The sequence below is a fragment of the Stenotrophomonas sp. Sm10 genome, from assembly GCF_030985515.1.
Taxonomy (GTDB): domain Bacteria; phylum Pseudomonadota; class Gammaproteobacteria; order Xanthomonadales; family Xanthomonadaceae; genus Stenotrophomonas; species Stenotrophomonas hibiscicola.
On the sequence record NZ_JAPTFO010000048.1, the window covers coordinates 1 to 26,938 of the forward strand.

Here is a 26,938-nt window from a genome sequence, read left to right on the forward strand (position 1 = left end):
CCGGTACAGTACCGGGAGCAGGCCCAACAGGCCCAATCGGCCGCCTGACCCCTGTCCAAGTCTCGGGGGTCACTTCATACGACGTGGCATCCCTTCTGGGATGGATCGACACAATTCTTTTTGGCCGCCACCACTGCGAGAGCCTCCGAGGAACCAGTCCCCAAACCACCTGCCGCACCCGCTCTATTCTCCGAGGGCATCACCCAAGCGGCGCATTGGTTTCTGTATTTCAGGATCATCTTGCAGTCACGCGCCCCATTCCTACCACATTGTCGCAAGGCCTCGGACTCAGCCAGAGCCTCGCTATCGCGACCGACCACATCACCCGCGTCGCTCGTAGTCTCAGAAAACGCTATGCCCCCCCATTGATCCATATAGCGCATCCGTGGTTTCGAAGCTCCCCGCCGCTCCGTCGCCCCGGTATTGGCGCCAGGAATCGGAGCGCACCCTTGAACACCCTGTCCTCCGATTGGGTAGAAGCCAGGCGGACAATTTCCCTCTGCCGAGGCGGAATCAATGCTCCAAGCAGTTCCAACCATCAGGACCATCAATGCAGGCAACAGCGATTTCATGCGGACGGGATCCCATTGACGACAATTTTGGTCAATCAAGTGTTGCCGGAGGGAGCATTGCCCCGCAAACCTGGACCTGAAGTAGATTGCACTTCGCCCTGACCTTGGAGCCTAGGTGTCGCACTCGGGTTGGCCAACACACCGGTACTTGGGTTCAAAGCTGGCGCGGGAGGCGTAAACATACCACCCGACCCACTAGAACCCGGCGGCTGCCCAGTCGGTCCCGGCGAGGTCGGCACGGCGCTACCACCTATCTGCGAATCTGCCATGAAGATACCCAGGGTGCCCTGAAAGAACATCGCAGCCATTGGGGGCGCAGTCAGGATCAGCGTCGTCAGCATCAGGCCCATGCCGCCCTGCTGCAGCGCCGTGCTGCTCATGCCCTCGGTCAGGTTCGAACCCAGCAATGCACCCAGCGCAGACGCGCCCCAGAACGAAGCCGGCAAGCGAACCACCATTTCCATGTCAATGCCGGTCATCGCAGCCAGCATCGTCATGGAGAACATGGTTCCAATACCGCAGAACAGCCATCGTTGGAACAACTGCATGGTTTGTTGGACAGCAGCAACATTGAACTCACGATCACTGCTGGGCCACCCGTGCCGGGGGCGATTAAGCGAATGACCCGAGCTTTTTCTTGTTGAAGTCCGGAATCACTCAGATGATTCATGCAGTCGAAGTTTGACGTAGCCCCGTGTATCGACGACAGGCGCTCTTCGATCTGCAAATCCCGGCTACTTGTCGTTTCCGACCATAGCAGCAGCGGAAACCTAAATCAGAATTTCTCAAACTCTGGCTCGGTGCACCCGGAATAAATGACCTTGCAACCGTTACTTCCCTGTCTCACGCAAGCATCCACAGCCATCTTGCTCGCAGCATCGACAGAAGCCGCACGCGCAAACGTAGAGCCACCAAACCTTGAGTCACTGGGTGATACGAATGCAGCGCATTGATTATTGAACGCCAGCACAACCTTGCAATCCGTTGCCCCACGTTGTCCACAATTGGCAAGCGACTCAGAAGCCGCGTCTCCCTTCTTTCGTTTACCAAGAGCTACTCCTACGTCCCCGCCCTTGGCCAAAGCGATGGCGCCCCAAGTTTTGATCCAGCGCCCCGTCGCAACTGGCGCCGCCGATACCGTTCCAGTGTTACTTCCCGGGATGGGTGCGCAGCCACCAACTCCCTGACCACCGATTGGATACTGACCGGGAGGGCATCTTCCTTCCGCACTGGCCGTCTGCGGCAGGCTGGCAGTGATTCCCATACCTAGGAGGAGCACTGCAACTGAATAGACACGAATTGACTTCATTTCCGGCTCCTAGTGCGAAGCTAAGCCTTTACGACCAGTATCAGAACTTCCTGACCCGACTGTGGAGTTACTGCCCGTGACTACGACATTACTCCCAACTGAAGTCGAACCGCCCGATTGACTGCCGCCACTCGCCGAAGGCTTATCCGGCGTATAGTAGCTACCCGGCGGCTGCCCACTCGGTCCCGGTGCCTGAGCCACCGGGCTACCACCTATCTGCGAATATGCCATGAAGCTACCCAAGGTGCCCTGGAAGAACATGGCCGCCATTGGGGGCGCAGTCAGAATCAAGGTCGTCAGAATCAGGCCCATGCCGCCCTGCTGCATCGCCTGACTGGTCATACCGTCGCTGGAGGCCCCGTCAAGCAGGAACCTGTTCACCAGCGCCGTCGCCCAGAACGAGGAAGACACGCGGATCACCATATCCAATGCAATGGACACCATTGCCGACAGCACCGCCATCGAGAACATGGTCCCGATTCCGTAGAAGAGCCATCGCTGGAACAATTGTTTGGTCTGATCGAACAACAGACAGAGGATGAACAGTGGGCCGAAACCGATGAACAACGCCATCGCGACCTCATAGAGCAACAGCATCGAGCCAGCAGTCACCGCCGGGCCGCCCGTACCCAAGCCGATGAACCACATGGCTCGTGTCTTGTCTTCCTGCAGCCCCGGGTCATTCAGGATCTTGATTCCATCCACACTGGACAGCGCAACCTGCATCCAGGCCAAGCTCTTGTCGATCTGCTCCTCGGGCTTCTGATCCTTCCCGGTAACGACATGGGTGATGAGACCCTTCACGTCCTCGGTCAGGAATTCATGAAGATCCCGGCCAAACATGCCCATGCTTGTCGCTACAGCCACGATCAGTACTGGCGTTCGCCTCTTCGATCGCGGGGGCCATCAGTAACTCGCCACTTAATCCCGGGGCAATGTTAGATTCAGCATCTGATCCGCTGTCATTCATCTTTCTGCCATCACGCACTCGAGCTACGGAGGCATGCCGATTCGCCTCTACAACAGCCGCCCAAGTCAGCGCGCAATTATGGCGCACCGAACCATTCCGGTCTGGCTGACATTCAATCGAGCCGGACGATCACAGACCCGCTATAGGACTTCTAGAATTTCTCGAAGATCGGCTCAGAGCAAGCGGCATAGACGGCAGCACAATCGCTCCCTCCTTTCGAGGCACAGAGCCTGGAGGCAAACTCCTTTGCACTCTCGATCGTCGCGCCAGTACCAAACTGCGTGGTTCCATCTGTGCCCGAGCTGGCGACAACGGCGGCCACACATTGATTCTTATATGTAATTGTGACCTTACATCCCACTCCGCCGGATTCAGCACACTTCCTCTGCGCCTCTTCAACAGCCTCCGTCTTCCGTACCCGCCCTGTTGAGGAGCCAGAGGCACCCGACGGCGCCAACGATATTGCGCCCCAGGTCTTGATCCATTTACCCGTCGCTCTAGGCCCACTGGTAGCCGCACCTTCGCCTCCGGGAATCGGCGCGCAACCACCGACCCCCTGCCCTCCGATGGGGTACTGCCCAGGAGGACACCGTCCCTCAGCCTGAGCCTCAAGGGCCGATGTGGCGAACATGAACACCATCGGCGCTAGCAAATGGATCATTCTCATCAGGCAACTCTCCTTACACAGACAACGCGTATCTCCGCGAACTAAATAGGTGCCTTAGCAAATCGACCCGTATCTGACTGCGTATCGGCAACATGTGGAGATCCAGTTAGATCTACCCGTCTGTCCCACTCCGCTCGCCACATGCCCGGAGCTCCCCTTCTCTGGAGTCGTCGGCGTGTAGTAACTACCCGGCGGCTGCCCACTCGTTCCCGGTGCCTGAGCCACCGGGCTACCACCTATCTGCGAATATGCCATGAAGCTACCCAAGGTGCCCTGGAAGAGCATGGCCGCCATTGGGGGCATGATTCATTACTGCCGCGAGGCTCTCGGCTCAGCAGGATCCCCCAAGGCACTACCCATTCGATACGGTCAGAATAATGTCGCGACGGAGTTGCTTGCGCTTGCGCTTGTGCCTGCTCCTGCCACCCGCAGATATGACCAGCTCAATGATGCGATCCACCAATAGAGTAGATAGCTTCGCACCAGCTGAGAACCGGTAGCAAGACCGGACATTCAACGCACGCCTAGTATCTCTTGAAAAGTGGAATAGTGCACGCGACGTAGACGGATCCACATTTTCCTCCGGCCGCCGCTCCGCAATCCCGTTAGGCAGTCTGGGTTACCCAGTCTACTTTAGTAAAATTAACGCATTTCGTCCCAGTGAACATCAGTTCAGGAGAGGAAACTGCTGAGACACATTCAGCTGGAAACAAGCGCGCAGAATTTTATGCCGTGACTCGCCAAGGATAACGCTGTTCGAGACTATACCAGCGAGCCCACCGGCACATTTACATCAAAACTCTTCAAAAATAGGCTTGGTACAGTTTTCATACAGCACCGCGCACTTCCCGCTCACATCGTTCTTGCACTTGGAATGCGCCATTATCAGCGCCATTTCCGGCGTAGCACCACGCCCCAATGCCGACATTCCACGACCAGTCTTTCCACTTGGAATGACCCAAGCCACACACTGATTTCGATACGCCAAACTGACGGAGCAATCGGCGGCACCTGTTGAACTGCACTTCCGCAAGGCCTCTTGCTCTGCCGCTAGCTGTGACCGAAGGCCGGTCGATGCTCCTGCATCCTGAGTAGACCGAGACTCGGCGATTGCCCCCCAAGTCTTTATCCACCGCCCCGTCGGAGAGTTTGCGGGCAATTCGGAAATCCCGCCACTCGATGTACTATTCGGTGCGCCACTTGGAATGGGGGCACAACCTCGGGCGCCCTGACCACCGATCGGGTAGTAGCCGGGAGGACAGTTCCCCTCCGCCGCAGCCGTCGCAGCTGCGCCCAGAAGAGCAAGCATCGACAAGGAAATTACATAGCGTCGAAACTTCATTCTCCAACTTCCTCCAATCTCTGGACCGCAATCATCCAATTCAAGCTACACCCGTACCAGCGTTACCCCTAAGGCCTGGAGAATGTGTCGCAGAATCCGGGCCGACGTGCAACCTAGGGTTCGCTACCTGCATTCCCATGGGTGAACCTCCACCTTCTCCCGCGGGGGCTTGGGGCCTGTAACTCTGCCCGCCCGTCGAACCCGGCGGCTGACCATTCGGGCCAGGCGATGCCGGTACTGCACTACCGCCTATCTGCGAATATGCCATGAAGCTGCCCAATGTTCCCTGGAAGAACATCGCCGCCATTGGGGGCGCAGTCAGAATCAGCGTGGTCAGGATCAGGCCCATGCCGCCTTGCTGAAGCGCCATGCTCGACATACCTTCACTGAAATTCTGACCCATCAGCGTACCCGTCAACGTGCTTCCCCAGAAGGCGAACGCAACCTTGGACACCATCTTCATCGCGATGCCGGTCATCGCTGCCAGAACCGCCATGGAGAACATCGTGCCTATGCCGTAGAGCAGCCACTTCTGGAACAGCTGCTTGGTCTGGTCAAACAGCAAGCACAGGATGAACAATGGCCCCAGGCCAATGAACAACGCCAGCGCGACCTCATACAGCAAAAGCATTGAGCCAGCTGTGACTGCCGGACCGCCCGTGCCCATGCCAATGAACCACATGGCACGGGTCTTCGCATTGTCCAGCGTCACGTCGTTCATCACGTCCAGCGCGTCAACGCTGGATAGCGCCAGCTGCATGTAGCCCAGATTCTCATCGATCAGATCCTCCGGTGAGTCCTTCTTCCCGGTCACGACGTAAGTGATCTCGTTCTTCACGTCATTGATGAGAAAGCCATGCATCTCGCGACCGAACATACCCATGGTCGTGGCAACCGACACGATCAGCGCAGCCTTGGCCATGTTGGTCACAAGCACCATCAACGAATCGCGGCTGCGCCCGGTGGCGATCCGGAAACCCTGAATCAGAACCCAGAGCGTCATGAGAGTCAGTGCAATGCCACCGACCCACGCCATCATGCGTCCAAGCAGCTTGACGCCGTACTCCGCGATTTCCTTATGCAGGTAATCGAGGATCAGCCGGAAGAACACAAAATCACCAATTGAGGATGACGCGTGCAGATTCTGCAGCATGTGCAAGGGACCCTGCCCCAACATGCCATCCATCAGCCCAAGATCCATAACTTCACCTAGAATGTGATTGCAGCTCGACCGGAGCAGCGTCTAATCAGTTGGAGAGCGCTGCCTTCAGTGCCGCGGCCTTCACTACGGTACCCAGAGGTGACTGACCGGTACCCTTCAATGCGCGCTGCGCAAGAATCTGCTGCATCTTGGTCAGCGCCTGAATCTGCTTGTCATACCCTTCAGTCTTCTTTTCCCAAGTCGCAAAATCCGCCTGCATATAGGCATCAGAAACAACTGCATTCGCGGAGGCCTCCGCCATCGCACCCTCGCCGCTCCACAGATCACGGATATCCTTGATCCTGTCCAGCACCTTGCGCATGTCAGGCATCGTCTTCTGCACAACTTCCACGGTTTCGTTGTACTTCTGATTCTCCAGGACCTGGATTGCAGCGCAGATGTTGCGCTGCTGGGCTAGGATGTCCCCACCCGGGCTCAAGTCCAACGCAGTAAGGATACCGCTCAGGCTCATGATATTGCCGGCGCCGCAGCGCTCGGCGACATTCCACTCAAGCGGAACCGGCTCCAGCTTCACGCCTTGAGGCATCAGTGGCGAGGCGATAATCTGATTGAACTTCGCGAGCTTCTGCGCCCAGTTCTGAGTGGTTTCCAGAAACCGTTGCGCCTGGGTACTGTACTCAGCCAAGGCTTCCGCCTGAGCGGCAAGTGTATTGGCTTCAGTCAACGTGCTGTTTAAGGTATTCAATCCAACTTCAACCACCGGGATGGTGTATCCCTTCGCAGGGAAGACAAGCAATGCGGCGACGGAAATCGCCATGGCGGTGAAACGGAGCCGGGATCCTGCGCTCGGCGTCTTGGCAATACGGGGAGGGGTTTCCATGTTCTTCTCCATCGAATTCAAGGGGCTTGCTGCGTTCACGTCCATTGCGACAGTCATGCTGCAACCTCCTCATTGTTGGATGCGGGCTTTCCGGAGCCCTTGCGGTTCTTGTAGAAATCTTCCAACCACTGCTCCGGCGTCAGCTCATCCACCGTCACCCGTGCACGCACGGCGGCGGTCTGCAGTACGCGATGCATGATGTCGATGTTGTCGGTCGAGGCCGAGATCACTGACAGGATGTCGTCCATGCCACGCAGGTTGAGCTGGCACACGCTGGAGGCATGACCCTGCTTGACCAGGAAGCAGCGCGAGCGCTCGTCCAGGGCGGTAACCACCTTGAACTCGGCCTCGGTCAGTTTCAGGCCATCCATGTAATCGCTCTTGCTCGCATTCGGGTTCGGCAGCAGGATCAGGGTGGCGGTCTGTTCGATCAGGGCGGCGGAGATATCACTCTTCAGTGCATCTTCCGGGCTCTGCGTTGCGAAGATGCCGAGACCATTCTGCTTACGGATGGTCTTCTGCTTGTTCTTCGCGAATTCCTTCAGGCCACCCTCGCCGTCCAGGATCTTCCAGAACTCGTCCATCACGTAGATCAGCGGACGACCATCGATCAGCGACTCCAGGCGGTGCAGCAGGTAATTGATGACCGGCACGCGCACTTCGGGATTGTCGATGATGTCGGTGTAGTCGAAGCCGATGATGTTGGCCTTGCTCAGGTCGACGGTATCCACCGGATTGTCGAACACCCAGCCCAGCGAATTGCCCGAGGTCCAGCGGCGCATGCGTGCATAGAGCCCATCGTCGCCCATGTTGGGCAGGCTCTTCTGGAAGTTGGTCATGCTGCGCAGGTGCATCGGCGTATCGAGCATGCTTTCCACTGCGCGGTAGATGTCCTCCTCCTCGCGCGCACTGTACTCACGCTTACCGGCCAGCACCTTGATCAAGTCGGCCAGGAACTGCACGTTGGCTTCATTGTTCTCGCACTGGAACGGGTTGAACCCGGTCGGCGCGCCGTTCTCCAAGGCCAGATAGTTACCACCGCAGGCGCGCACGAAGATCTCCGCACCCCGATCCTTGTCGAAGAAGAAGATGGTCGGTGACGGCTCATACTTCTGCACCTGGCTGAGCAGGAAGTTGATCAGTGCGGTCTTACCGGTACCGGACTTACCAATCACCATGGTGTTGGCGATCGCCTTCTCGCCCAACGAGTTCTCTGACGGATGGGTCGCGTGGAAATTGAAGTAGTACGGCTGGCCGTTGGTGGTCTGCAGCGTGGTGACGCAGTCGCCCCACGGATTGTTGTGCTGCTTGCCGGTCGCGAAGTTGTGCAGTGGCGACAGGCCCAGGAAGTTCAGCGAGCTGACATTGGCCAGGCGGGTGCGGTAGCGCCAGTTGGCCGGCAGCTGCGAGTAGAAAGACGAGGTAACCGCCAGATCTTCCTTGGTCGACACAAAACCGGCATTGGACAGCTCGGCGCGCGTCGTGGCCACGTTCTGCGACAGCTTGGCTTGGCTGTCGCCGTAGACTGCCATGATGAAGTGGTATTCGCCCAGCACGAAATTACCCGACGACAGCTGGTCCATCGCCTGGTCCAGCTCGACAATCTGGCTGACTGCCTTGTCACCGGAGGAGATCATCATGCCCTTGGTGCGGTCGAGCACCTTGAGCGCGTCCTGGCGCCCCATCGGGCTGAACGAATGGGTGATGACGTACTCGTAGTCCAGGTACTTCAGGCCGTTGAGGATGCCCGGGTACGTTCCCTCAGCATATTCCTTGATGTTCAGGATGGCGCCGAAGTGGTTGGCACCGTTGGGGGTGTTGATGACGAAGTCACCGGTCTTGGCCGAAAACATGTGCCGGCTGACCGGCAGGTAGTCCTTGATGGGTGCCGACAGCACCGGGACCGGCTCGTCAATGCGATTGATCAGGTAGCCGAACAGCTCCAGCGTTTCAGAGAACACCACGCCGTTCTTGGCCTCGTACATTCCGAGGCGGTACGGCGCGTAGTCGCGGATGACGGCCTCGACGTTGCCGGCCAGCTCCATCAACTTTTCTACTGCCTGCTCCTGCTCGGCGCGCAGCTTGTCCACGTTCGCCGACTTCTCGACGAAGCGCTTGCCCGCCACCACGGGGCGGTAGATCATGGTCAGGTACAGCTCGTTCTGCATGATGCGCTGTGAGGACAACATGCCCATGTACTGATCGGATACATCCTGGTTGAAGCGCTGCTTGTAGTTGCTCTTGCCCTTCAGGGTGCGGCGACGACGGATGTCATGCACCCAGAACGCCACGTTCACGAAATCGGGTGCGCGCAGCGTCTGCAGCAGGCGGTTGAACGTGTTGTGGCGATGCTCAAGCTCCCACTCCTCACGGCCGACGAACGGCAGCCCTTCCAGATGCCAGGTCAGCAGGTAATCGCCGCCCGTGGTCTTGACCACGTTCGGGGCGACGTGCGACGACAATGGAATGAACTCACTGATGGAGGTGTCAGGGCTGAACATACGACTGCTTCCAAAGAGGTAGTGCCAAGGAGTTACAAAAGACCCGACGGGCGCGGACGCCCGCCAGGCCGGATCCGGACCTCAATCCATTCGGGCCGGCTTGTCGCGGTAATGGTTGGGGTTGAACACCCACATGCCATCGTGTTCCTGCACGTTGCGGACTTTCAGCTTGAACATCAGGCGCAGGCCCAACAGGCGGAAGATCATTTCGTCACGCTTGGCCATCTGCCGCATGATGAAGACCGCCACCGGAATGGTGAGCAGGAACCAGAAGTTCGTGTACATGCTGAGCAGCAACAGTCCGCCTGCCACCATGAAAAATGGCAGGTAGGGCACGCCCAGGAACATCGCTGGGCGCGTGCAGCCGCGGAACACGACGTTCTTATGCACTGTAGTACTGGATCGCGTTGTTGATCAGGTAGTAGGTAGTGCCGGTGCCGCCACCGCACTTGCCATCACTGCCTTCGCCCAGCAGCATGCGCGCGATCTGGCCTGCGGCACCGATCAGCACGCCACCGATCAGGATCGGCGCGACGTCACCGATGCGCTTGTGTGCGAAGGCGATCTGGTAGCCAGCGAAGATCACCGCAATGGTCACCACGGCGATCGAGGCCATGTTCAGCAGGCCATTGATGTTGGAAAAGAAACCGCAGACCTTCTTGTCGGTGCCGCCGAAGTCGGTGTTGGTGGCGAACACCTGCGGGGCGAACAGTGCGCCAACGAAGATCGTGGCCATCAGCAGGGTCTTCAGCGTGCGCTGGGCCTGGACGAGGTCGAGATTGGATCGCTTCATGGATTGATTTCCTTGTTGATGGACTAACACAACTGAATCGGCCAGCCGGGGGACTGGCCGCACCACGACTTCGTCAGAACACGAAGGCCGCATCCCCTGCGGGAATCTGTTGCACCGGCGCGGCCTGCACCGGCGCGTTGTACGAATTGTCGGTACCGGCCACAGGCTGATTACGCTCACTCCAGGGGCGCAACATCACTGGACCCTCGTTGCCGGCGCCAGCCGCGCCCGGCAACTGCTGCGGCATGGCCATCGCCTGTGCGGAGCCCTGCTGTGGCAGCTGCTGTGGCAGCTGCTGCGGATAGGCGCCCGCTTGGGTCGGCTGCGCCTGCGGCTGCATCATCCGATCCACCGAACCCAGTACCACCTTGGACAGTGCCTGGTCGGCGATGTTCAGCAGGCTGCCCCGCGCCATCGCCCCGGTGGACGGGTACACGACATAGGCGCGTGCGGGATCTTCCGACGGCACGTACACCGGGCCATTGGACTGCGCAACGATGCGCGCCTGCGCCGGCGAAGCGAGCTGCGGATGATGCTCGACCTTTACTGCACGGCGCTCACTGCGACTGACCACGTCGATCGGCGCGACACCATTGCTGGCGGCCTGCTGGCCGCGGCGGATCGAGTCGTAGATCTTCTGCACGTAGCCGTGACGGAAGCCGGTCTCGAAATTGCCCGAGTAGTAGCAGCTGAACGACTTGCCCCAGTCACCACCGGAGCGCTTGTAGCACTCGGCGAGAATGCGCGAACCGGCCTGCAGGTTCGGGCACTGCTGGAAGGCCTTCTCGTAGGAATCCAGCCCGTATTTGCCCAGGTTGTAGCGATTGACCTGGGCCAACCCGATGGAGAAGTTGTAGCCCTTCTCTTCCAGCATGCGCACCGTCGCCAGCGCTTCATCCAACGCCTTGGGCTGGCGCACCAGTGCACCGCCGACCACGCCGATGGCATACGGGTTGCGCGACGACTCCACGTTGATGACGTGCTGCATCACGTCCATCGAGACGGCCATTTCCGGGCACGCCATCATTTCCAGTCCTGGCAGCATTGGTCAGCCCTCCTGCCCCTGGGCACGCCCAGGATTGAAGTCGATGCCGGTGATGTAGCGCGAGCCGGCATGCGCCTTGATATGCACGACGATGTCGATGGTCATCATCAACAGCCGCTTGATCACGTTGAACTCCAGACCCGAACCTTCGGCTGAAGCCTTCACCATCAGCGCCAGCTGGTCCCAGGTCTGCTCCGGGCTGCCGGCATGGCAGCTGGTGATCGAGCCCGGGTGGCCGGACGCGCAGTTGCGGATGAAGTAGAACGCTTCGTCACCGCGCAGCTCGGCCAGGATGATGCGTTCGGGCTTCATGCGCAGGCAGGCTTCCATGCAGCTCTTGGCCGTCACATTGCTGGTGCTCTGCCCGCCCTTGGAATACAACAGGTGCACCACGTTGGGCTGGGTCAGGAACAGCTCGCGTGCGTCCTCGATGGTGACCAGGCGCTCGTTGTCCGGGATATGGTTGACCAGCGCCTTCATGAAGGTGGTCTTGCCGCTGCCGGTCGCGCCGGATACCACGATGTTCTTGCGGTACATCACCGCACGCCGGAAGAACTCGGCGTACTCTCGCGAATGACGCAGCTCCAGCAGCTCGCGATCCTGCTCGCTGATGCTGCCATCGCTTTCCAGAATCTGGTTGAAGAAGCCGTCTTCTTGATACTGGCTGAGCGACTTGGTGTGCTTGGACGGCAAACGGATGGTGATCGACACCTTCCCCGCGTCACAGGCCGGCGGAATCACGAACTGCGCACGCTGGCCGGTGGGGAACGTGAGCGACACCACCGGATCGGCATCGGTGATGCGCTGGCCGGTGTTGCTCTCGTTCACCACTGCCGTGCAGAACTGCCGGGCCCGCTCGAACGTCAGGCTCGGCACGTCCACCCGCTGCCACCCCGCCCGGGTTTCCAGGTACAGCTCGCCGGGACGGTTGATGCAGATTTCCGTCACTTCCGGAGAAGTCATGTACTCGGCGATGCCCAGCACTTCGTACTGATAGCGCAGGAAATCGCTGGAGACGAGGGCGAGGGGGGACACTTCGGCGTCCATGATCGTTCGTTGGGTTACCGGCGGGGATTCAGCACATTGGTGAAGTCAACGTCCTTTGCAACGTAGACGTTCACGATCGTGCCCTGGTTGATGGTGACGGTCGGCGGACGACGGGTGCTGCTGAGTGCCTCATTGGCCAGGCGCTCCATCGTGCGGGCGGTGGCGCTTTCATAGGGCGACTGCACCGTCATGCCATTGTTGGCGATGGTGGTGGTCTCCGGGCCGTGCTCTGCGGCCGCATACTTGAAGGCATCGGAAATCAGGCTGATCATCAGCGCCGAGGCGATACGGCTGCCCCAGTGTGCGCTGTACTGGCCCGGATGACCGGCGCCACCCAGCTGATCCACGCCCGGGCTGGACATCGCAACGTCGATTCCGTTCGGGGTAGTGATGCGATCCCAGATCACTTCCACGCGCTTGCCTATCGGACCGCCGCCGTAGGCGCCATAGATCTTGGAGCCCTTCGGCAGCAGAAGATTGCGACCGTTGATCGAGTACACCGGCTCGGTCAGCAGACACGAGGTATAGCCGGCGAGGTCGGTGATGATGCGGGTTTCCAGCACGCAACGCAGGTAGGTGCCGCGCACCAGCAGTGCATCGGGGCTTTGGATGTAGGTGGCACTCGACACATCTTCAACGTCCGGGCCCCGGCGAATCTTCTGCTGACCCTGCTGGTTCGGCATCATGTTCGCAAGCAGGGCTTGACGGGTCTGCTCGTCAATTGCACTGCGCTGAGGCTGTGCGCGGTTCCCTGCCGCAAGCGCAGCGTCATCCACACCTGCCATGCGGCGTTCAAGCAGCGTCGGCCCACGAGGCTCCGCTACTTCCGGACGGGAAGCGACGGGCACCAGTTTCGGGCCATCATCCTGCGGCATCGGCGGGAGCATGGGAATCGGTTCGGCGGCAGCCGGCGGCGCTTGGGGCGGAGGAGCAACGTCCGGCAGCGCCGGCGTGCTGGCACGCGCGACATCCGGCACCTTCTGCGCGGCGTCGTCACCATCCTGGCCCTTGCGGAACAGCAGGAAGCCCATGGCCACCAACAGCAACACGATGCCACCGAGGAACAGCAGCGCCTTCCGGTTCAGCCGCTGCTCTTCGGCCGAGCGCAGCTGCGGCGCGGCCGCGTCCAGATCCGGCGCCGGCTCGGCCTGGGCCGTGCCGAAGTAGGGATTCGACGGCGCGTCCGCGGCACCCTGTGCGCCGTACGGGCTCTGGCTCTCGTCGCGTCCATTGTTCGGGTCGTTTCCGGGAGTGTTCTGCTGGCTCATTTCTTCACGTTCCTTCGCAGGCCGACGACGAAGTCGCCGTGGCGGATGACCAGATACGGGTGCGTCCCGTGCACGATCAGCGTATTGCCTTCAACCGTGGTGTTGACCACAAAGTCTTCACCGTATTCCGTTTCACGACCAAACACGGCCGGGAAGATGCCGGTCTTGTACTCCGGCGAATTCGGCAGTTTCAGGTAGGTGAAACGGCCATCGTCGTAGGCGTTGACCGGGATCAGCCACCCCATCTTCTTCGCCTTGCTGGTCGAATAGGAGTAGTTGAAGTTGTACTGGCGGTCCTTGGCCAGTTCCGAGCTCAACAGCGGTTTGGCCTCTTCCTCCACCGCTTCCTGGGCGACACCGAACACGGTGTCGTTGGGATAGACGAAGGCGATCTTGTACTGCACGCCTGCACGACGGGCCTGCTCCAGCTGGCGCCAGTCGGTGGCCACCACCTTCAGTTCGAAGATGTAGGAATGGGTCTCGGTGCGCACCATCATGTTGGTGTCGACGTCGACGTTCTTCGGCTTGAGGTAGAACACGTTCTCGCGACGGGTCAGTTCCCAGCCGCTGCTGAAGCCGGTGCTGTAGTCGAGGATCTTCTCGTTCGGGCTCAACTCGATCTGGGTGGTCAGGCCCAGGCCGGTGCGAACCGGATAGATGCGGTCCTTCTCGTACTCGTAGTGGTCAACCGCCTGCGCCATCGCCGCTGCTGAGAACAGCAACGACAACATCGACAGCAGCGCCAGCGCGCTTCCCCTGATATTTCGACTACTCATCGGTTGCTTGCTCCATCAGCAGTTCCGGTGGAATTGTTCTGCGCCGGCCTCATGGCCGGCTGTCCGGGCATGGCCTGCCCCGGCATTGCTTGCCCCTGCACCGGCTGACCCGGCATCGGTTGGCCCTGTACAGGCTGTCCCGGCATTGCCTGGCCCGGTACCTGGCCGTTGGCTGGCACCGCGACCGGCTGGCCGGTGGCCGGGTCGATCATGGTGGCTGCGGCCGGATTGTTGGGATCGTAGACACCCTGTGCCTGCTGCGCCGCCTGTGCGGCCTGCTGCGCCTGCGCCTGCATGGCACCGTCATCCGGCACCGGCACGCCACGCGAATAGTCGTTGTCGACGCGGTACTCGGTGACCTGGAAGGCCAGCGGATTGAGGATGCGATCCTGTTCGGACAACGCCAGGTTCTGGTTGTACTCGAAGCGCATCGTCACCAGCTGGTTGTCCAGGTAGGTAGAGACGCCGGTGCGCTTGTCCAGCAGGCTGCGCTGGATGCGCACCGAAGCGCCTCGGAAGCTGCCGTTCGGCTCGGCACCCAGTGGCGTGATGCTGAGGATCTTGACCCGGATGGCGCGCTCGCGACCGTACATCACGAATGGGTTCTGCGGATTGTTGCCGGCATAGCGGACACGCATGGACTGCGCCACCGGATCGGTGGACATCACGAACACCAGTTCCCAGTCACGCAGGCCCATCACCGCCGAGTCATACGATTCGCGCGCGAGCACGTACTGGGCGACGTTGCTGCGATTGATCGCTTCGTTGGTGGTGATCGTCTCGCCCTGGAAGGTGCCACTCAACCGCGCGACGGTCGCCGTACCCGTGTAGGCATCGGCCATCACCAGGAACGGCACCTTTTCCTTCAGCGGCAGCATGTAGTAGTAGCCGCCCGCCAGTGCGAGCGACATCAGCAATGAGCCTGTGGCGACCCACCATGCACGCCGCTCGCTGCGGCGTGCCATGTCGGCCACGGTGATCTCGTAGCTGACCGCCTTGGCGACCGACTGCTCGACCTTGGGGCTATTGCCGGGATCCTTCTTGCGGAACATGGATTCTTCCGTACTGCTGAAACATCAATGGGCGTGGCACCCCTGCGACAGGCGCGGGGAGCGGCACGTTCGATGATTTCGAGGTGGACTCAGGTGCCGCTGTTGGAATCAGCGCCCTGCGCCGACGCGGTCGGCGTCGAGCCAGCGCTCTGCACAACGATCTGGTTGCCAACGATGGAGACGGAGATGCCCTGCGCCGCATAGGCTGCGGTCAGATCGATCACGGCCTGCTGTGCGTTGGTGGTGTCGATGTTCGAGACCGCGCCATACAGAGTGAAATCCGAGCTGAGGCGGTAGTCCAGCGTGCGCCCGGAATCCTTGGCCCAACGCTCGAGCATGGCTTTGAGCGTGCCATCCATCGGCGAGGCCTGGTAGACGTAGCTGGAGTACAGCGGAATTTCGGTCGTCGTCGCAGCAAAGCGGTTGACCGGCTTCCAGCGGCCTCCGAAATCCGGAGCGGACTTGGTGGCGCAACCGGCCACCATCAGCGCCGCCACTGCGGCGATGGACATTTTCGCGATAAACGCCTGATTCATACGGGCTTCACTTTGACGTACGAAAAAGCAGTCCCGAGCATTGGTCCCCTGGTCGTCCGGCGCTGCATCGCGCACGCCGGAATCGGAGGGATGCGCTGCGTGCGGCACACCCACTCCGGCTCCCCTGCAGCCAACGGCTGCCAACCAAGTTGCGGGGCCGCCGGACATAGCCGACAACCCACCCGCATACCTCACCAACGTCGAAACCATCCTTGTTTCCATGGCACAAACTCCTGGCCACCCTACTGCCACATCTTTGACATCCAGCACACATTTCTGGACGACAGACATAGGGTCGCACAACCACGCGTCAATTCCATGTCAGACAAGTCTGAAAATCTATGAACAGATGCCGAATTCTTGACTTACCTCACGTTTTCACTTCAGTGAATATGAATCCAAGTCACAAATTTAGCGTCGTGAATTAGACGTTAAGCATCGGAACATCGACCTTCGGCAGCAGTCTGGACGTGAAATAGCGATCCTTGTAATAGCGGATCTTGTCGCATTTCACCGGATGCGGTATGCCTTCGTAGAGGAACACTTCCTTGTCGGGCCCCATCGCCTTCAGCTCCTGCGGCAGCATCAGTGCACGCCGCTCTTCGGTGAAGTTGTGGGTCTTCTCTCTGGCATGCGTGACGTTCTTCTTGCGCACCGTGGTGTAGCCCAGCATGTCCGAATAGTCGTTGGCATCCTGCTGCTCACGCGGCGCGTACAGGATCTGCAGGGCATGGTTGGTGATGATCGTGCGCGAGACTTCGCGGCCGTATGTGGCATCGAGCTGGGCCATGCTCTGGATGATCGGCAGCAGGCGGATGTTGTAGCCAGCCATGTAGGACACCGCCGAGGCGATGATCTCGACTTTGCCGATCGAGGTGAATTCGTCCATCAGCAGCAGGCACTGGTACTTCAGGTCCGGGTTGGACCTGGGCAGTTCCTTGGTATTGAGGTTGATCAGCTGGCTGAAGAACAGGTTGATGATCAGCCGGCTCTCGGCCAGCTTGTTCGGCTGGATGCCGATGTAGATGGTCATCTTCTTCTTGCGGACGTCGGTCAGCAGGAAATCGTTGCTGCTGGTGGCCTTGTCCAGCACCGGGTTGATCCAGGGGTTCAGCGGCTCCTTGAAGGTGCCCAGGATCGAGGCGAAGGTCTCGTCCGCCTGCGACAGCATGTTGGCGAAGGCCGAACGTGCGTTGGCACTGAGGAACGGCCGCTCCGACAGGGTCTTGAGGTACTTCTTCAGGTCGGTCCCGTCGCCGGAGGACAACCGGTACACCGCGCCGAGCGTGGGCGTGCCGGCGCCCCCCGGGAAACCGCTGCTGCGCTCGTCGTCCCAGTTCTCGAACAGGTACAGGGTGAAGGCCATGAACGCGTTGCGCGCCTGGCTGACCCAGAACTTCTGGTCCTCGGCCCCATCCGGATACAGCATCGCAGCGATGCTCATCAGGTCCGAGACGCGGAACGCCGGATCGTCGGAGACGTAGCTGAGCGGATTCCAGCGATGCGTGCGCCGGTCCTCGGCGAAAGGATTGAACAGGTAGATTTCCTGACCCTGGCTGGCGCGCCAGCCGCTGGTCAGGTCGAAGTTTTCCTGCTTGATGTCCAGCACCACCAGCGATTCGCCGTACTCCAGCAGGTTCGGGATGACCACGCCCACGCCTTTGCCCGAGCGGGTGGGCGCGGCCAGGATGACGAACTGCTGGCCATCCAGGCGCACCAGCTTGCCACCATGGCTGCCGACCACGATGCTCTGGCCGGTCTTCTTGAACATGCCATGCCTGGCCAGGTCGGCGCCGGTGGCAAAGCGTGCATCGCCGTGCAGCGAGCGCTTGTCCTTCTTCAGCAGCAGCACCAGGCCGGTCACCACCAATACCAGCAGCGGCAGGCCGAAGCCCACGTAGCCGGCCCATCGGATCTTGCCAACGAAGGGCGCGACCTGTGGCTGGTCCAGCGCGTTGAAGTACTGGTAGTAGGTGTTCCAGGTGAACAGCTTGGTATCCAGGCCCAGGAACAGCAGCGTCAGGTAGCCGGAAAACACGAAACCAAGCAGCAGGGTCGCCAGCGTGATGATGGCGATGAGCAGATACTTCTTACTGGGCAACACCCGAATCCTCCATGATGCGCACGAGGGCGCGACGGCCTAGCGGCGGCGCCAGCGCGACGCCTTTTTCCGCAGGTGATTTTCGTTCTCCAGCCCGGGCTCTTCGCCCTCTTCACGCACCCGTTGCAACAGCAACTGGCGCGCTTCGGCCAGCGATACCAGGTCGGTCAGACGATCCCCATCGTCGGCGACGACCGCATGGCCGACCACATCGCCCGGAGCGTACACCGGCTCGTGGGACACCGCTACCAGCTGGTAGCGGCCACGGGTTTCCAGCACATGCCTGAATTCCTGCATCGAACTCCTCCTCCTCGGGGCGACGCCGCGCCCCTGCCCAGCCATCATGCCCATCGCAGTGTCATCGCCGCATCGACAACCGCTCCCTGCTTTTGCGCGAAACTGCGCGCCGATATCCAAGGAGACCGATATGGACTGGGTAGCACTTGCCCGCACCCTGGCCACCGAGGCGCACGCCGGCCAGATGGACAAGGCCGGCCAGCCTTACATCGTCATGTGGCACGGGTGGCGGCTGCGGTGCGCGGCGACGATGACGCCGAAGTGGTGGCGTGGCTGCATGATGTGGCCGAGGACTGCCCGGCGTTTGCCGCACGCATCGAGGCATTCCCCGCCCCGCTGCGCGAGGCGGTGCACCTGCTCAAGCGCGCCGCGGCCCCCGACGCGGACAGCTACTACGCGCGCATTGCCGCCCACCGCTGGCACTGAAGGTGAAGCGGGCCGATCTGGATGACAACGCCGATCCGCAGCGCCTGGCGATGCTCGACACGGCGACGGCCGGGCGCCTGCGCGGCAAGTACGCGCACGCCCGGGCAGCGCTGGGCATCTGACCAGGCCGCACGGACAGCGGGGGGCGGCGTGTCACTGATCGAACGCTGATTTACCTGAGCGCTGCTGCCCTTGTTGCGGTGCAGCAGTACAATGGGGGGCTCCCCCGCCCCGTCGCGCCCCCGCATGAGCCCCACCTCTTCCCTGGCTGCGCGGCTGACGCCCCGTCAGCGCACCCTGATCATCCTCGCCCTGTCTCTGGGTGGCTTCGCCATCGGGACCAGCGAGTTCGCCAGCATGGGCCTGATGCTGGAGATCAGTCGCGGCTTGTCGATCTCCGAAACGCAGGTCGGTCACCTGATCAGCGCCTATGCCATCGGCGTTGTCGTCGGTGCGCCGATCCTCGCCTTCGTGGGTGCCAGCTTCCCGCGCCGCAAGCTCTTGTTGGCGCTGATGGGCTTCTACGCGGTGGGCAACCTCGCCAGCGCGCTGGCACCCAATTACGGCACCATGCTGGCGGCACGCTTCGTCGCCGGCCTCCCGCATGGCGCCTACTTCGGCGTTGCGATGCTGGTGGCCGCGGCGATCAGCCCTGCCGGCCAGCGCGGCCAGGCGATGTCGCGGGTGCTGCTGGGCCTGTCGATCGCAATCCTGGTCGGCAACCCGCTGACCACCTGGCTGGGCCAGCAGCTGAGCTGGCGCACCGCCTTTGCCCTGGTCAGCGTGCTGGCCATCGCCACCGTGGCGATGATCGCCCGCTTCCTGCTGCCGGATCCGGACGAGGTGCGCACCTCGCCGATGCGCGAACTGCGCGCCTTCAACACGTCCCAGGTGTGGCTGGCGTTGGCAATCGGCGCAGTCGGCTTCGCCGGCATGTTCTGCGTGTTCACTTACCTGGCACCGACCCTGGTGCAGGTCACCGGCGTGGCCGAATCGTGGATGCCGCTGGCGGTGGGCGTGTTCGGCATCGGCGCGATCATCGGCAACATCGCCGGTGGCTGGCTGGTGGACAGGTTCCACTTCAAGGCCGCCGCCGTGGTCCTGCTGTGGTCGATCCTGATGCTGCTGCTGTATCCGCTGGCCGCGCAGTCCGTGTGGACGATCGGCCCGATGATCATCACCGTCGGCACCATGGGCGCGCTGGCGGCAGTGCTGCAGACCCGCCTGATGGACGTGGCCGGTGAAGCACAGACGCTGGCGGCCGCCTCCAACCACGCCGCGTTCAATACCGCCAATGCGCTCGGCCCCTGGCTGGGCGGCATGGCGATCAGCGCCGGCTTCAGCCCGGCCAGCACCGGCTATGTCGGTGCGGCCACTGCCATTGGCGGCCTGCTGCTGTGGTGCGTGGCGGTGTCACTGGACAGGAAGCGTAAGGCCGCCGTCGCCGGCAGCCACTGAAGAACCGGCATTCACAGGCAAGTGGATGCCAGCGCCTTGACCAGCACGGCGCTTCGTACCGGCAGCACCTGCAATCTGCCGAGGGGTGTTCCACCAAGGATGCTCGACCACGCGCTTCGGGTGCAATGAACACATTTCGTGGATGTGCCTTTGGGCAAAGTGCAGCCGACGCCCCTCGGCCTGCACCGGACCCGCAATGCGCCACCACCGCGTTCCTGCCCACCACGATGCCATTGCCTTGCAGGCCGGCATGCTGGGCAGTGTGCTGGGCGTGGCGCTGTTCAAGGCCATCGCGTTATCTGCATTGGCGGCCGGATCGGTGATGGCCATCGGGCTGTGGCTGGTGGCCTGCGCGCTGCTGGCTGCATGGGCGCTGGCCGCCTATCTGGCGTGCCTGGCGCTGAGCCGGCGTGTGTTCGTGCTGATGCTGGTGCTGTGCACGGTACTGATGATCTGCATCGCCTGAGCCGGCAGGGCGGGACTTCTTCTGCCGCCTTCATTGTCCTGCGGGACCCGCTGCAACAAGGGCGTGGAGTGTGATCAAGCGAGCGCGACGGCTGTGACAAGCCGTGGGACCTGATTGGAAAGGATCCCTGAAAAGGAACCGCTCCCCATTGCCGCGCCTGTCTTGATCGTGTCCATGCATCTGGCTGACTGCGCCATCACGGCCAACGCGCGACGATGCGATTTCCCAACCTCCCTGCCCTGTCGAGATCCAGATGCCGGACACTGCCCATCCTGTCATTCGCGCATTCGAGGCCGTGTTCGATCTGTCCGGCGGCGTGCAGCGCATCACTGCGCTCACTGTTACCTGCCGGCATTGCTCCTCGACCAGTTCGGCCAGCGAAGACAATCTGGTTCACCTTCCGGGTGGAGCACTGTTCCGCTGCGACGAGTGCGGCTGCCACCAACCGGTCAGCCACGCCAGGCTGTCGGATTGGCAACCGACCTCGTTGCTGGGCATCTGAGGGCCGGCTCATGGGCATGACGGCGCAACAGCGGGAGATCCTGGAGGCAATCGCCGCTGCGCAACCGGTGCGCGGCGACGCGGCGACGTGGGCAGTCAACGTGGGTTTGGCGGTACAGGCGGAAGACGGGGATATCGATCTTACCGACGCCGGCCGCGACGCCCTCGCCGCGCGGAGCGCACGTGAGGACTAGACGCGGCGATCAGGCCGCCTTCGCGACCTTCCGCCAGGGGCAGAGTCCGCGGGCGTAGTGAGCAGCGCGCGGCGGTCCCGATCGCGGCAACCTGCAGGACAGAGGTGCAACGCTGCCCCGTCAACCGAAGTGGTGATGCCCTTCATGCCGGTGATGTGCAGGGCGCCATGACATCCACTCGGCTATGCTGCGCCACCTTCCTGCGCCAATGGCGGCCATGCATCCTTTTCCCCTGCCCGTCTCGGCGCCTGAGCAGCTTGCCTACCGACTGCTGCAGGACAGTGACTGGGCGCGTTCGGCCACTGCCGCGAGCGCACCGGCCGAGCTCCGCATGTTGCTGGCGATGATCCTTGATTCGCCCGAACCCCTCTGGCTCGCCTGGGGCAAGGAAGACAAGGCCTTCTTCTTCAATGATGCCTACCTGCCCTTGCTGGGAGGAAAGCTGCACGGCGCGATGGGCAACCGCCTGGAGGATGTCTGGGCCGATGTGTGGCCGGACGTTGCGCAGGCGGTCAACGATGCCTTTGCCGGCACCAGCCGCAGCTTCAAGAACCTGCCATTGATGATGGATCGCGACGGCTCGATGCGCGAAACGTTCTGGACGTTCTCCTATTCACCGCTGCGCGTCGGCTGCGGCAGTGTGGCCGGCATCCTGTGCGTGGTGAGCGAGCAGACCGAACGGGTGATCGAGCGCGACCTGCACAGCCGGCAGGTCGCGGCGATCACCGAGCAGGCGCGGGAAGCCCACCTGGAACTGGTACGCGCCCGCGAGCAGCTGCGCCAGTCGCAGAAGCTGGAGGCGATCGGCCAACTTACCGGCGGCGTGGCGCACGACTTCAACAACCTGTTGCAGGTCATCACCGGTTCGGTGGACATGCTCCTGCACACGTGGCCGGCAGATGACAACCGACGCCGCTACATCCAGGCCATTGCAGCAGCATCGGACCGCGCCACCAAGCTGACCGCGCAACTCCTTGCATTTTCGCGCCGCCAGAGCCTGTCGCCGGAGGTCTTCGATCTGTGCGAAAGCGTGCGCGCGCTCTCGGATATCATCACCACGGTTCTGGGCGCGCGCATCCAGGTATCGTTGTCGTTGCCCAGTACGCCGTTGCCGGTGCTGCTGGACCGGACCCAACTCGACACCGCATTGATCAACATCGCGGTCAACGCCCGCGATGCGATCGACGGGCACGGCAGGGTGACCATCGAAGTGGAGCAGGTCACTGCGGTGCCTTCGGTGCGCTTCGCCGCCCCGATGAAGGGCGACTTTGCTGCCATCAGTGTCACCGATACCGGCGCAGGCATCGACCCTGCAGTGGTCGACCGCATCTTCGAGCCCTTCTTCACCACCAAGAGCGTCGGTGCCGGGACCGGGCTCGGTCTCAGCCAGGTGTTCGGTTTCGTCAAGCAGTCCGAAGGCGAGGTGGACGTGCAGAGCCAGGCGGGCGCCGGTAGCCGCTTTACGCTGTACCTGCCGCTGGCGCAGGCAGGAGAAACGACGGAACGGCCGGCGGCGCAATCGGGGCTGCAGCATGGCCACGGCGTCTGCGTGCTAGTGGTGGAAGACAACGTCGACGTGGCCGAATTTGCGGTTGGCGCCCTGCGCGAGCTCGATTACAGCGTGATGCTTGCGCGCAATGCAGACGAGGCCTTGGCGGAGCTGGAACGGGATGCCTCGCGCTTCCACGTGGTGTTCAGCGACGTCGTGATGCCGGGCATGAACGGCCTGGATCTGGCCCGCACCATCCGCGACCGCCTGCCAGAGCTCCCCATCATCCTCACCAGCGGCTACAGCGAGTTGCTTGCCCGGGATCCGGGCCACGGCTTTACCCTGCTGCGCAAGCCTTACTCGTTGAAGCAGCTGGCCTCGGTAATGACCGAGGCCGCGCGCCGCGCGCAGGCCGTGGTGGCATCGCCCTAGCGGGCGCGTTGCTGAAGCGAACCGAATCCGCGTTCCAGTGAGGACTCCAGCGCGGACGCTTTGTCGCCGACCTCGCACCGCTGATGGCACGTGGGGGGCCGTACCGGTGTGCGGGTGGCTTTGCCGGGCACACCGTACACCCACCCGAGCCTGCGTCTCCCCAGCGCACCAGGGGGGATGGGCCACGAACCTTTGCAAATGCTAATCTTTCTCATTTGCAGCCCATCCTGACTCCCTCATGCCCCTTCCCGCCCTTCTGAAGAACGCGCTCTGCGCGGCGCTGTCCCTTTCCCTGGCGACGCCTGCACTGGCCTCCGAGGCCTCCGCTGATGCCCCGAAGGATCTGGACAAAGTGGAAGTCCGCGGCCGCGCGCAGACCCTGTACCGCGCCAACGATGCCGCTGTCGGCACCCGCACTGACACGCCTCTGGAGCAGGTACCGCAGTCGATCCAGGTCGTGCCGCGCGAGCTGATCGACGACCAGGCCGCGCGTCAGGTCACCGACCTGTATCGCAGCATCAGCGGCATCAGCTTCTTCAGCTATGCCGGCGTCACCCTGCGCGGGTTCCGCCAGGAAAACGTGCTCTACGACGGCCTGCGCGGCGATCCCTATGCAGGCTTCTCGGTGCCGCAACTGTTCAACATCGAACGCGTGGAAGTGCTGAAGGGCCCGGCCGGTGCGCTGTACGGCGGTGGTGATGCGGGCGGTGTCATCAACTACGTGACGCGCAAGCCCAAGGCCACCGCCGAACGCCGCATCGAACTGCAGGCAGGCGACAAGGACTTCCGCGCCGGATCGATAGAAGGCACCGGCCCGCTGAATGCCAGCGGGAGCATCCGCTATCGCGCCGGCCTTTATGCCGACAGCGAGCAGGGCGTGCGCTGGAACGCCGACAGCGAAAGCGTGATCGGCGATGCATCACTGGCCTTCGACGTTGGCCAGACCGGCGAGCTGGTGCTGCAGTTCACCGACATCACCCAGAACCTGGGCGGCAACCGGCTCCGGGGCGTCCCAGTGAACGATGCCGGCACCTTCCTGACCGACCGGCGATGGAACCACAACGAGGCCAGTGATTTCCTCGACATGCGCGCCAGGGTGGCGCTGGCGCAGTATCGCTTCGCACCGCTCGATACGCTGGACGTGGATATTGCTGCGCGCTGGTTCAGCAACAACGAGCACCAGATGTACCACGAACCGATGGGGCTGATCGACCGTGACCGCGATGGCGTGGCCGAGTGGATGACGCGCCAGCTGCGCAACCAGATCCGCGACAACGAGGCGTTCACCGCCAGCGGCAATGCCGTATGGCGGATCAACACCGGCCGTATCGAACACAAGGTGCTGTTCGGCGCCGACGTCTACCAGCTCGACGCCGACTTCACCGCGCAGACCGCCAACAGTGCCGACCTGGCACGCGGCGCCGGTCCGGTGCGCGGCATCGATCTGTTCAACCCGGTCTATGGCGCCAGCACCTGGCACGACTACAACCTGGCCGCCCTGCCCTGGCGCAGCACCGCCACCCGCAGCAAGCGTTACGGTGGCTATCTGCAGGATGAGCTGGCACTGGGCACGCGCTGGCATGTGCTGGCCGGACTGCGTTGGGATGGTTTCCAGGACGACGATCGCATCACTGGTGGCAGCGTGGATGGCAACGACCTCAGCTGGCGGCTGGGCAGTACCTTTACCGTCCGGGACGGCGTGAACCTGTATGCCAACATCGCCAGCGGGTTCGTGCCGCAGAGTGCCGCCAACCAGAATCCGGCAGCCGGTGGGCCCTTCGACGCTGAGCGCAGCAGGCAATGGGAAATCGGCCTGAAATCCCTGCTGGCCGACCGTGTGACCCTGAACATGGCGGCCTACCGCATCGACCGCAGCAAGATCGTGCAGGCCACCGGCGAAGTGCGGGACGGCGTGAACCAGCTGGCCGCGCTGGGCCTGGTACGCAGCACGGGCATGGAACTGGACCTGCTGGCCGACGTGACCGAGCGCTGGGTGGTGAACCTGACCTACGCCTACAACGACGCACGGGTGAAGGATGCCGGCCCGAACGGCATCACCAATGCCTCCGGAGACCGCTTCGCGAATGCGCCACGCAACAAGCTCGGCCTGTGGACGCGCTACGACCTGCCGTCGATCAATTCGGCCATTGGCTTCGGCGCCGACCATGTGGGCCAGCGTGTCAGCCTGGATGGGCAGACGGTCAAGGCTTACACGGCGTTCGACATGAGCTGGAAGACCACGTGGAAGCAGTGGCAGTTCCAGGCCAACGTCAAGAACCTGTTCGACAAGGTGTACGCGGCCAGCGGCTTCATCGAGCGCAACGGGCATTTCCCGGGCGAGCCGCGACGGGTGTATGTGCAGGCGGCCTACCGCTTCTGAGCCATTCCTCCGGTCCCCCCTTTTAGGAATTCAGGCGAGCCGCGGGGCGGGCCGCGCATGCGCCCCCGATTCAGGTATGCTTTCGCGCGTTCAGCCACACCAGCAGGTCGCCGGCGGCAAAGCACGCGGTGCAGCACGGACGTTGCGGACGAGCACGAGACACACCATGGATGTTTCAGCGTAACCACAGGGGAAAATGGATGAAGAAGTTTCTGTTCGCAGCGATCCTCGCTGTGTCGCTGGTGGGCTGCACCACCAATCCGCCGCTCAATTTCTCGGTGCCGAACGTCGGGGTCAGCAGCAAGAAGATCGACGGTGAGCTGAAGTCGCTGACGGTCACACTGGCACGCCCGGACGAGGCCAAAGGCAAGATCCCGGCGCAGGCCCAGCACGAAGTGCCGCAGATGTGGCAGAACGCGCTGACCGAAGCACTGAACAAAATGGCGGTGTTCCGCGACGATGCACCGGTGAAGCTGAGCCTGTCGGTGAAGATCCTGGCCATCGACATTCCCAGTTTCGGGGCATCGATGACCACAAAGACGATCGCCCGTTATGAGCTGATCGATCGTGCCACCGGCAGCATCGTCTACACCCAGGACGTCAGCGCTTCCGGCGAGGTGCCGTTCAACTATGCATTTGCCGGTGTCATTCGCGCTCGCGAATCCATCAGCCGCTCGGCGCAGAACAACATCGCCCAGTTCCTGCAGGCGCTGGAGACCGTGGACATCACCAAGCCGATGTTCCCCAACAAGCAGGAAGCGCCGTGAGACGCCCGTTGCTGACCGCTTCGGTGGCGGCAATGCTGACGGCCTGCGCACCCAACGTGCGCACCGACAGTTACTCCATCGGCTCGGTGGGACAGGTCAACCGCACGGTGGGCGGTACGGTCATCAGCGTTCGCGCGGTCAGTATCGACGGTTCGCAGGGAGGCGGAGCCGTTGCCGGCGCTGCGGCTGGCGGGGTGGCCGGCTCCACCATCGGCGGCAGCGACCAGGCAGCGGCCATCGGTGCCATTGGCGGCCTGGTGGCAGGCGCGATTGCCGGTGCGGCCTCTGAACGCGCACTCTCCCAGGCCAAGGGCCTGGAGTACGTGGTGCAGACGGAGAACGGCAATCTGATGACCGTTGTGCAGGGCCCGGACCCGGTGTTCAGCACCGGCACGCAGGTGTTGGTGCTGTATGGATCCCCCTCGCGGATCATTGCCGATCCGCGTCAACCGAAAGCTGCTCCGTAGTACCCGTGGTGCCCCTCCTGCCAGGGGCATCGCTCCAGCC

At 62.0% G+C, this 26,938-nt stretch carries 27 protein-coding genes and 2 pseudogenes; 9 read left to right on the forward strand and 20 right to left on the reverse strand.

What is annotated here, in order from left to right; genetic code table 11:
* Positions 1-74 precede the first annotated feature (74 nt).
* The 20 genes and pseudogenes from O0J15_RS21915 to O0J15_RS13860 form a co-directional block, all read right to left on the reverse strand.
* Positions 75-572: a DUF4189 domain-containing protein gene (locus O0J15_RS21915; RefSeq protein ID WP_369431843.1), complete on the reverse strand. Its 498-nt coding sequence runs from the start codon at positions 570-572 to the stop codon at positions 75-77.
* Between the two features lie 35 nt (positions 573-607).
* Entirely contained in the window at positions 608-1,120 is a 513-nt protein-coding gene (locus tag O0J15_RS13770; RefSeq protein WP_245152107.1) for a conjugal transfer protein TrbL, read from the reverse strand.
* Between the two features lie 227 nt (positions 1,121-1,347).
* Positions 1,348-1,881 carry a DUF4189 domain-containing protein gene (locus O0J15_RS13775; protein WP_210240796.1) on the reverse strand — a complete coding sequence of 178 codons (534 nt, stop codon included), beginning with the start codon at positions 1,879-1,881 and terminating at the stop codon, positions 1,348-1,350.
* A gap of 9 nt (positions 1,882-1,890) precedes the next feature.
* A complete protein-coding gene (locus O0J15_RS13780) occupies positions 1,891-2,754 on the reverse strand; it encodes a type IV secretion system protein (RefSeq protein ID WP_280633631.1) in 864 nt (287 codons plus the stop codon).
* 248 nt (positions 2,755-3,002) lie between these two features.
* Positions 3,003-3,518 (reverse strand): DUF4189 domain-containing protein, encoded by a 516-nt coding sequence (locus O0J15_RS13785; protein WP_134730802.1) that lies wholly within the window; start codon positions 3,516-3,518, stop codon positions 3,003-3,005.
* Between the two features lie 183 nt (positions 3,519-3,701).
* Positions 3,702-3,818 (reverse strand): annotated as a pseudogene (locus tag O0J15_RS13790) (type VI secretion protein); the annotation flags it as partial.
* Between the two features lie 493 nt (positions 3,819-4,311).
* Positions 4,312-4,860: a DUF4189 domain-containing protein gene (locus tag O0J15_RS13795; RefSeq protein WP_308305815.1), complete on the reverse strand. Its 549-nt coding sequence runs from the start codon at positions 4,858-4,860 to the stop codon at positions 4,312-4,314.
* Positions 4,861-4,900: 40 nt separating this feature from the next.
* Positions 4,901-6,046, reverse strand: a complete 1,146-nt coding sequence (locus tag O0J15_RS13800) for a type IV secretion system protein (protein WP_134735807.1) — start codon at positions 6,044-6,046, stop codon at positions 4,901-4,903.
* A gap of 61 nt (positions 6,047-6,107) precedes the next feature.
* Complete coding sequence (locus O0J15_RS13805; protein ID WP_134735808.1) at positions 6,108-6,959, reverse strand: hypothetical protein; 852 nt, start codon at positions 6,957-6,959, stop codon at positions 6,108-6,110.
* Positions 6,956-9,403 carry a VirB4 family type IV secretion/conjugal transfer ATPase gene (locus tag O0J15_RS13810; RefSeq protein ID WP_134735809.1) on the reverse strand — a complete coding sequence of 816 codons (2,448 nt, stop codon included), beginning with the start codon at positions 9,401-9,403 and terminating at the stop codon, positions 6,956-6,958. The genes O0J15_RS13805 and O0J15_RS13810 overlap by 4 nt, the downstream gene beginning before the upstream one ends.
* A gap of 81 nt (positions 9,404-9,484) precedes the next feature.
* Complete coding sequence (locus tag O0J15_RS13815; RefSeq protein ID WP_019660289.1) at positions 9,485-9,793, reverse strand: type IV secretion system protein VirB3; 309 nt, start codon at positions 9,791-9,793, stop codon at positions 9,485-9,487.
* Positions 9,786-10,196, reverse strand: a complete 411-nt coding sequence (locus O0J15_RS13820; RefSeq protein WP_134735810.1) for a TrbC/VirB2 family protein — start codon at positions 10,194-10,196, stop codon at positions 9,786-9,788. The genes O0J15_RS13815 and O0J15_RS13820 overlap by 8 nt, the downstream gene beginning before the upstream one ends.
* A gap of 568 nt (positions 10,197-10,764) precedes the next feature.
* Positions 10,765-11,229, reverse strand: a pseudogene (locus tag O0J15_RS13825) (lytic transglycosylase domain-containing protein); the annotation flags it as partial.
* Between the two features lie 15 nt (positions 11,230-11,244).
* A complete protein-coding gene (gene virB11, locus O0J15_RS13830; protein ID WP_134735812.1) occupies positions 11,245-12,288 on the reverse strand; it encodes a P-type DNA transfer ATPase VirB11 in 1,044 nt (347 codons plus the stop codon).
* 14 nt (positions 12,289-12,302) lie between these two features.
* A complete protein-coding gene (locus O0J15_RS13835) occupies positions 12,303-13,556 on the reverse strand; it encodes a TrbI/VirB10 family protein (RefSeq protein WP_134735813.1) in 1,254 nt (417 codons plus the stop codon).
* Positions 13,553-14,332, reverse strand: a complete 780-nt coding sequence (locus O0J15_RS13840) for a TrbG/VirB9 family P-type conjugative transfer protein (protein WP_014037652.1) — start codon at positions 14,330-14,332, stop codon at positions 13,553-13,555. Before O0J15_RS13840 ends, O0J15_RS13835 begins: the two co-directional genes overlap by 4 nt.
* A complete protein-coding gene (locus O0J15_RS13845; protein ID WP_019660295.1) occupies positions 14,329-15,384 on the reverse strand; it encodes a virB8 family protein in 1,056 nt (351 codons plus the stop codon). Before O0J15_RS13845 ends, O0J15_RS13840 begins: the two co-directional genes overlap by 4 nt.
* An 89-nt stretch (positions 15,385-15,473) precedes the next feature.
* A complete protein-coding gene (locus tag O0J15_RS13850) occupies positions 15,474-15,920 on the reverse strand; it encodes a hypothetical protein (protein WP_032954281.1) in 447 nt (148 codons plus the stop codon).
* Between the two features lie 424 nt (positions 15,921-16,344).
* On the reverse strand, positions 16,345-18,024 hold the full coding sequence (locus tag O0J15_RS13855; protein ID WP_019660297.1) for a type IV secretory system conjugative DNA transfer family protein: 1,680 nt from the start codon (positions 18,022-18,024) through the stop codon (positions 16,345-16,347).
* Between the two features lie 36 nt (positions 18,025-18,060).
* Positions 18,061-18,318 (reverse strand): hypothetical protein, encoded by a 258-nt coding sequence (locus O0J15_RS13860; protein ID WP_019660298.1) that lies wholly within the window; start codon positions 18,316-18,318, stop codon positions 18,061-18,063.
* Positions 18,319-18,543: 225 nt separating this feature from the next.
* Here O0J15_RS13860 and O0J15_RS13865 point away from each other — a divergent pair, with 225 nt between their 5' ends.
* From O0J15_RS13865 to O0J15_RS13905, 9 genes are all read left to right on the forward strand, one after another.
* Positions 18,544-18,744: a hypothetical protein gene (locus O0J15_RS13865; RefSeq protein ID WP_227853620.1), complete on the forward strand. Its 201-nt coding sequence runs from the start codon at positions 18,544-18,546 to the stop codon at positions 18,742-18,744.
* Positions 18,745-18,990: 246 nt separating this feature from the next.
* Entirely contained in the window at positions 18,991-20,202 is a 1,212-nt protein-coding gene (locus O0J15_RS13870) for an MFS transporter (RefSeq protein WP_019660299.1), read from the forward strand.
* A gap of 196 nt (positions 20,203-20,398) precedes the next feature.
* Positions 20,399-20,668 carry a hypothetical protein gene (locus O0J15_RS13875; RefSeq protein ID WP_019660300.1) on the forward strand — a complete coding sequence of 90 codons (270 nt, stop codon included), beginning with the start codon at positions 20,399-20,401 and terminating at the stop codon, positions 20,666-20,668.
* Between the two features lie 253 nt (positions 20,669-20,921).
* Positions 20,922-21,170 carry a hypothetical protein gene (locus tag O0J15_RS13880; protein ID WP_019660301.1) on the forward strand — a complete coding sequence of 83 codons (249 nt, stop codon included), beginning with the start codon at positions 20,922-20,924 and terminating at the stop codon, positions 21,168-21,170.
* Positions 21,171-21,186: 16 nt separating this feature from the next.
* Positions 21,187-21,363, forward strand: coding sequence for a hypothetical protein (locus tag O0J15_RS13885; protein ID WP_308305816.1), 177 nt, complete (start codon positions 21,187-21,189; stop codon positions 21,361-21,363).
* Positions 21,364-21,580: 217 nt separating this feature from the next.
* Entirely contained in the window at positions 21,581-23,284 is a 1,704-nt protein-coding gene (locus O0J15_RS13890) for a PAS domain-containing sensor histidine kinase (RefSeq protein WP_134735815.1), read from the forward strand.
* A gap of 238 nt (positions 23,285-23,522) precedes the next feature.
* Positions 23,523-25,664, forward strand: a complete 2,142-nt coding sequence (locus tag O0J15_RS13895) for a TonB-dependent receptor (RefSeq protein ID WP_308305817.1) — start codon at positions 23,523-23,525, stop codon at positions 25,662-25,664.
* Positions 25,665-25,864: 200 nt separating this feature from the next.
* Positions 25,865-26,431 carry a hypothetical protein gene (locus O0J15_RS13900; protein WP_019660305.1) on the forward strand — a complete coding sequence of 189 codons (567 nt, stop codon included), beginning with the start codon at positions 25,865-25,867 and terminating at the stop codon, positions 26,429-26,431.
* Entirely contained in the window at positions 26,428-26,898 is a 471-nt protein-coding gene (locus O0J15_RS13905; RefSeq protein ID WP_227844467.1) for a hypothetical protein, read from the forward strand. The genes O0J15_RS13900 and O0J15_RS13905 overlap by 4 nt, the downstream gene beginning before the upstream one ends.
* The last annotated feature ends 40 nt before the right edge of the window (positions 26,899-26,938 follow it).

Excerpts from the sequence above, each read along its gene's own strand:
- O0J15_RS21915 (WP_369431843.1), bottom strand. The coding sequence starts at position 572 with ATGAAATCGCTGTTGCCTGCATTGATGGTCCTGATGGTTGGAACTGCT.
- O0J15_RS13770 (WP_245152107.1), bottom strand. The coding sequence starts at position 1,120 with ATGCAGTTGTTCCAACGATGGCTGTTCTGCGGTATTGGAACCATGTTC.
- O0J15_RS13775 (WP_210240796.1), bottom strand. The coding sequence starts at position 1,881 with ATGAAGTCAATTCGTGTCTATTCAGTTGCAGTGCTCCTCCTAGGTATG.
- O0J15_RS13785 (WP_134730802.1), bottom strand. The coding sequence starts at position 3,518 with ATGAGAATGATCCATTTGCTAGCGCCGATGGTGTTCATGTTCGCCACA.
- O0J15_RS13795 (WP_308305815.1), bottom strand. The coding sequence starts at position 4,860 with ATGAAGTTTCGACGCTATGTAATTTCCTTGTCGATGCTTGCTCTTCTG.
- O0J15_RS13800 (WP_134735807.1), bottom strand. The coding sequence starts at position 6,046 with ATGGATGGCATGTTGGGGCAGGGTCCCTTGCACATGCTGCAGAATCTG.
- O0J15_RS13805 (WP_134735808.1), bottom strand. The coding sequence starts at position 6,959 with ATGACTGTCGCAATGGACGTGAACGCAGCAAGCCCCTTGAATTCGATG.
- O0J15_RS13810 (WP_134735809.1), bottom strand. The coding sequence starts at position 9,403 with ATGTTCAGCCCTGACACCTCCATCAGTGAGTTCATTCCATTGTCGTCG.
- O0J15_RS13820 (WP_134735810.1), bottom strand. The coding sequence starts at position 10,196 with ATGAAGCGATCCAATCTCGACCTCGTCCAGGCCCAGCGCACGCTGAAG.
- virB11 (WP_134735812.1), bottom strand. The coding sequence starts at position 12,288 with ATGGACGCCGAAGTGTCCCCCCTCGCCCTCGTCTCCAGCGATTTCCTG.
- O0J15_RS13835 (WP_134735813.1), bottom strand. The coding sequence starts at position 13,556 with ATGAGCCAGCAGAACACTCCCGGAAACGACCCGAACAATGGACGCGAC.
- O0J15_RS13840 (WP_014037652.1), bottom strand. The coding sequence starts at position 14,332 with ATGAGTAGTCGAAATATCAGGGGAAGCGCGCTGGCGCTGCTGTCGATG.
- O0J15_RS13845 (WP_019660295.1), bottom strand. The coding sequence starts at position 15,384 with ATGTTCCGCAAGAAGGATCCCGGCAATAGCCCCAAGGTCGAGCAGTCG.
- O0J15_RS13850 (WP_032954281.1), bottom strand. The coding sequence starts at position 15,920 with ATGAATCAGGCGTTTATCGCGAAAATGTCCATCGCCGCAGTGGCGGCG.
- O0J15_RS13860 (WP_019660298.1), bottom strand. The coding sequence starts at position 18,318 with ATGCAGGAATTCAGGCATGTGCTGGAAACCCGTGGCCGCTACCAGCTG.
- O0J15_RS13870 (WP_019660299.1), top strand. The coding sequence starts at position 18,991 with ATGAGCCCCACCTCTTCCCTGGCTGCGCGGCTGACGCCCCGTCAGCGC.
- O0J15_RS13875 (WP_019660300.1), top strand. The coding sequence starts at position 20,399 with ATGCGCCACCACCGCGTTCCTGCCCACCACGATGCCATTGCCTTGCAG.
- O0J15_RS13880 (WP_019660301.1), top strand. The coding sequence starts at position 20,922 with ATGCCGGACACTGCCCATCCTGTCATTCGCGCATTCGAGGCCGTGTTC.
- O0J15_RS13885 (WP_308305816.1), top strand. The coding sequence starts at position 21,187 with ATGACGGCGCAACAGCGGGAGATCCTGGAGGCAATCGCCGCTGCGCAA.
- O0J15_RS13890 (WP_134735815.1), top strand. The coding sequence starts at position 21,581 with ATGCATCCTTTTCCCCTGCCCGTCTCGGCGCCTGAGCAGCTTGCCTAC.
- O0J15_RS13895 (WP_308305817.1), top strand. The coding sequence starts at position 23,523 with ATGCCCCTTCCCGCCCTTCTGAAGAACGCGCTCTGCGCGGCGCTGTCC.
- O0J15_RS13900 (WP_019660305.1), top strand. The coding sequence starts at position 25,865 with ATGAAGAAGTTTCTGTTCGCAGCGATCCTCGCTGTGTCGCTGGTGGGC.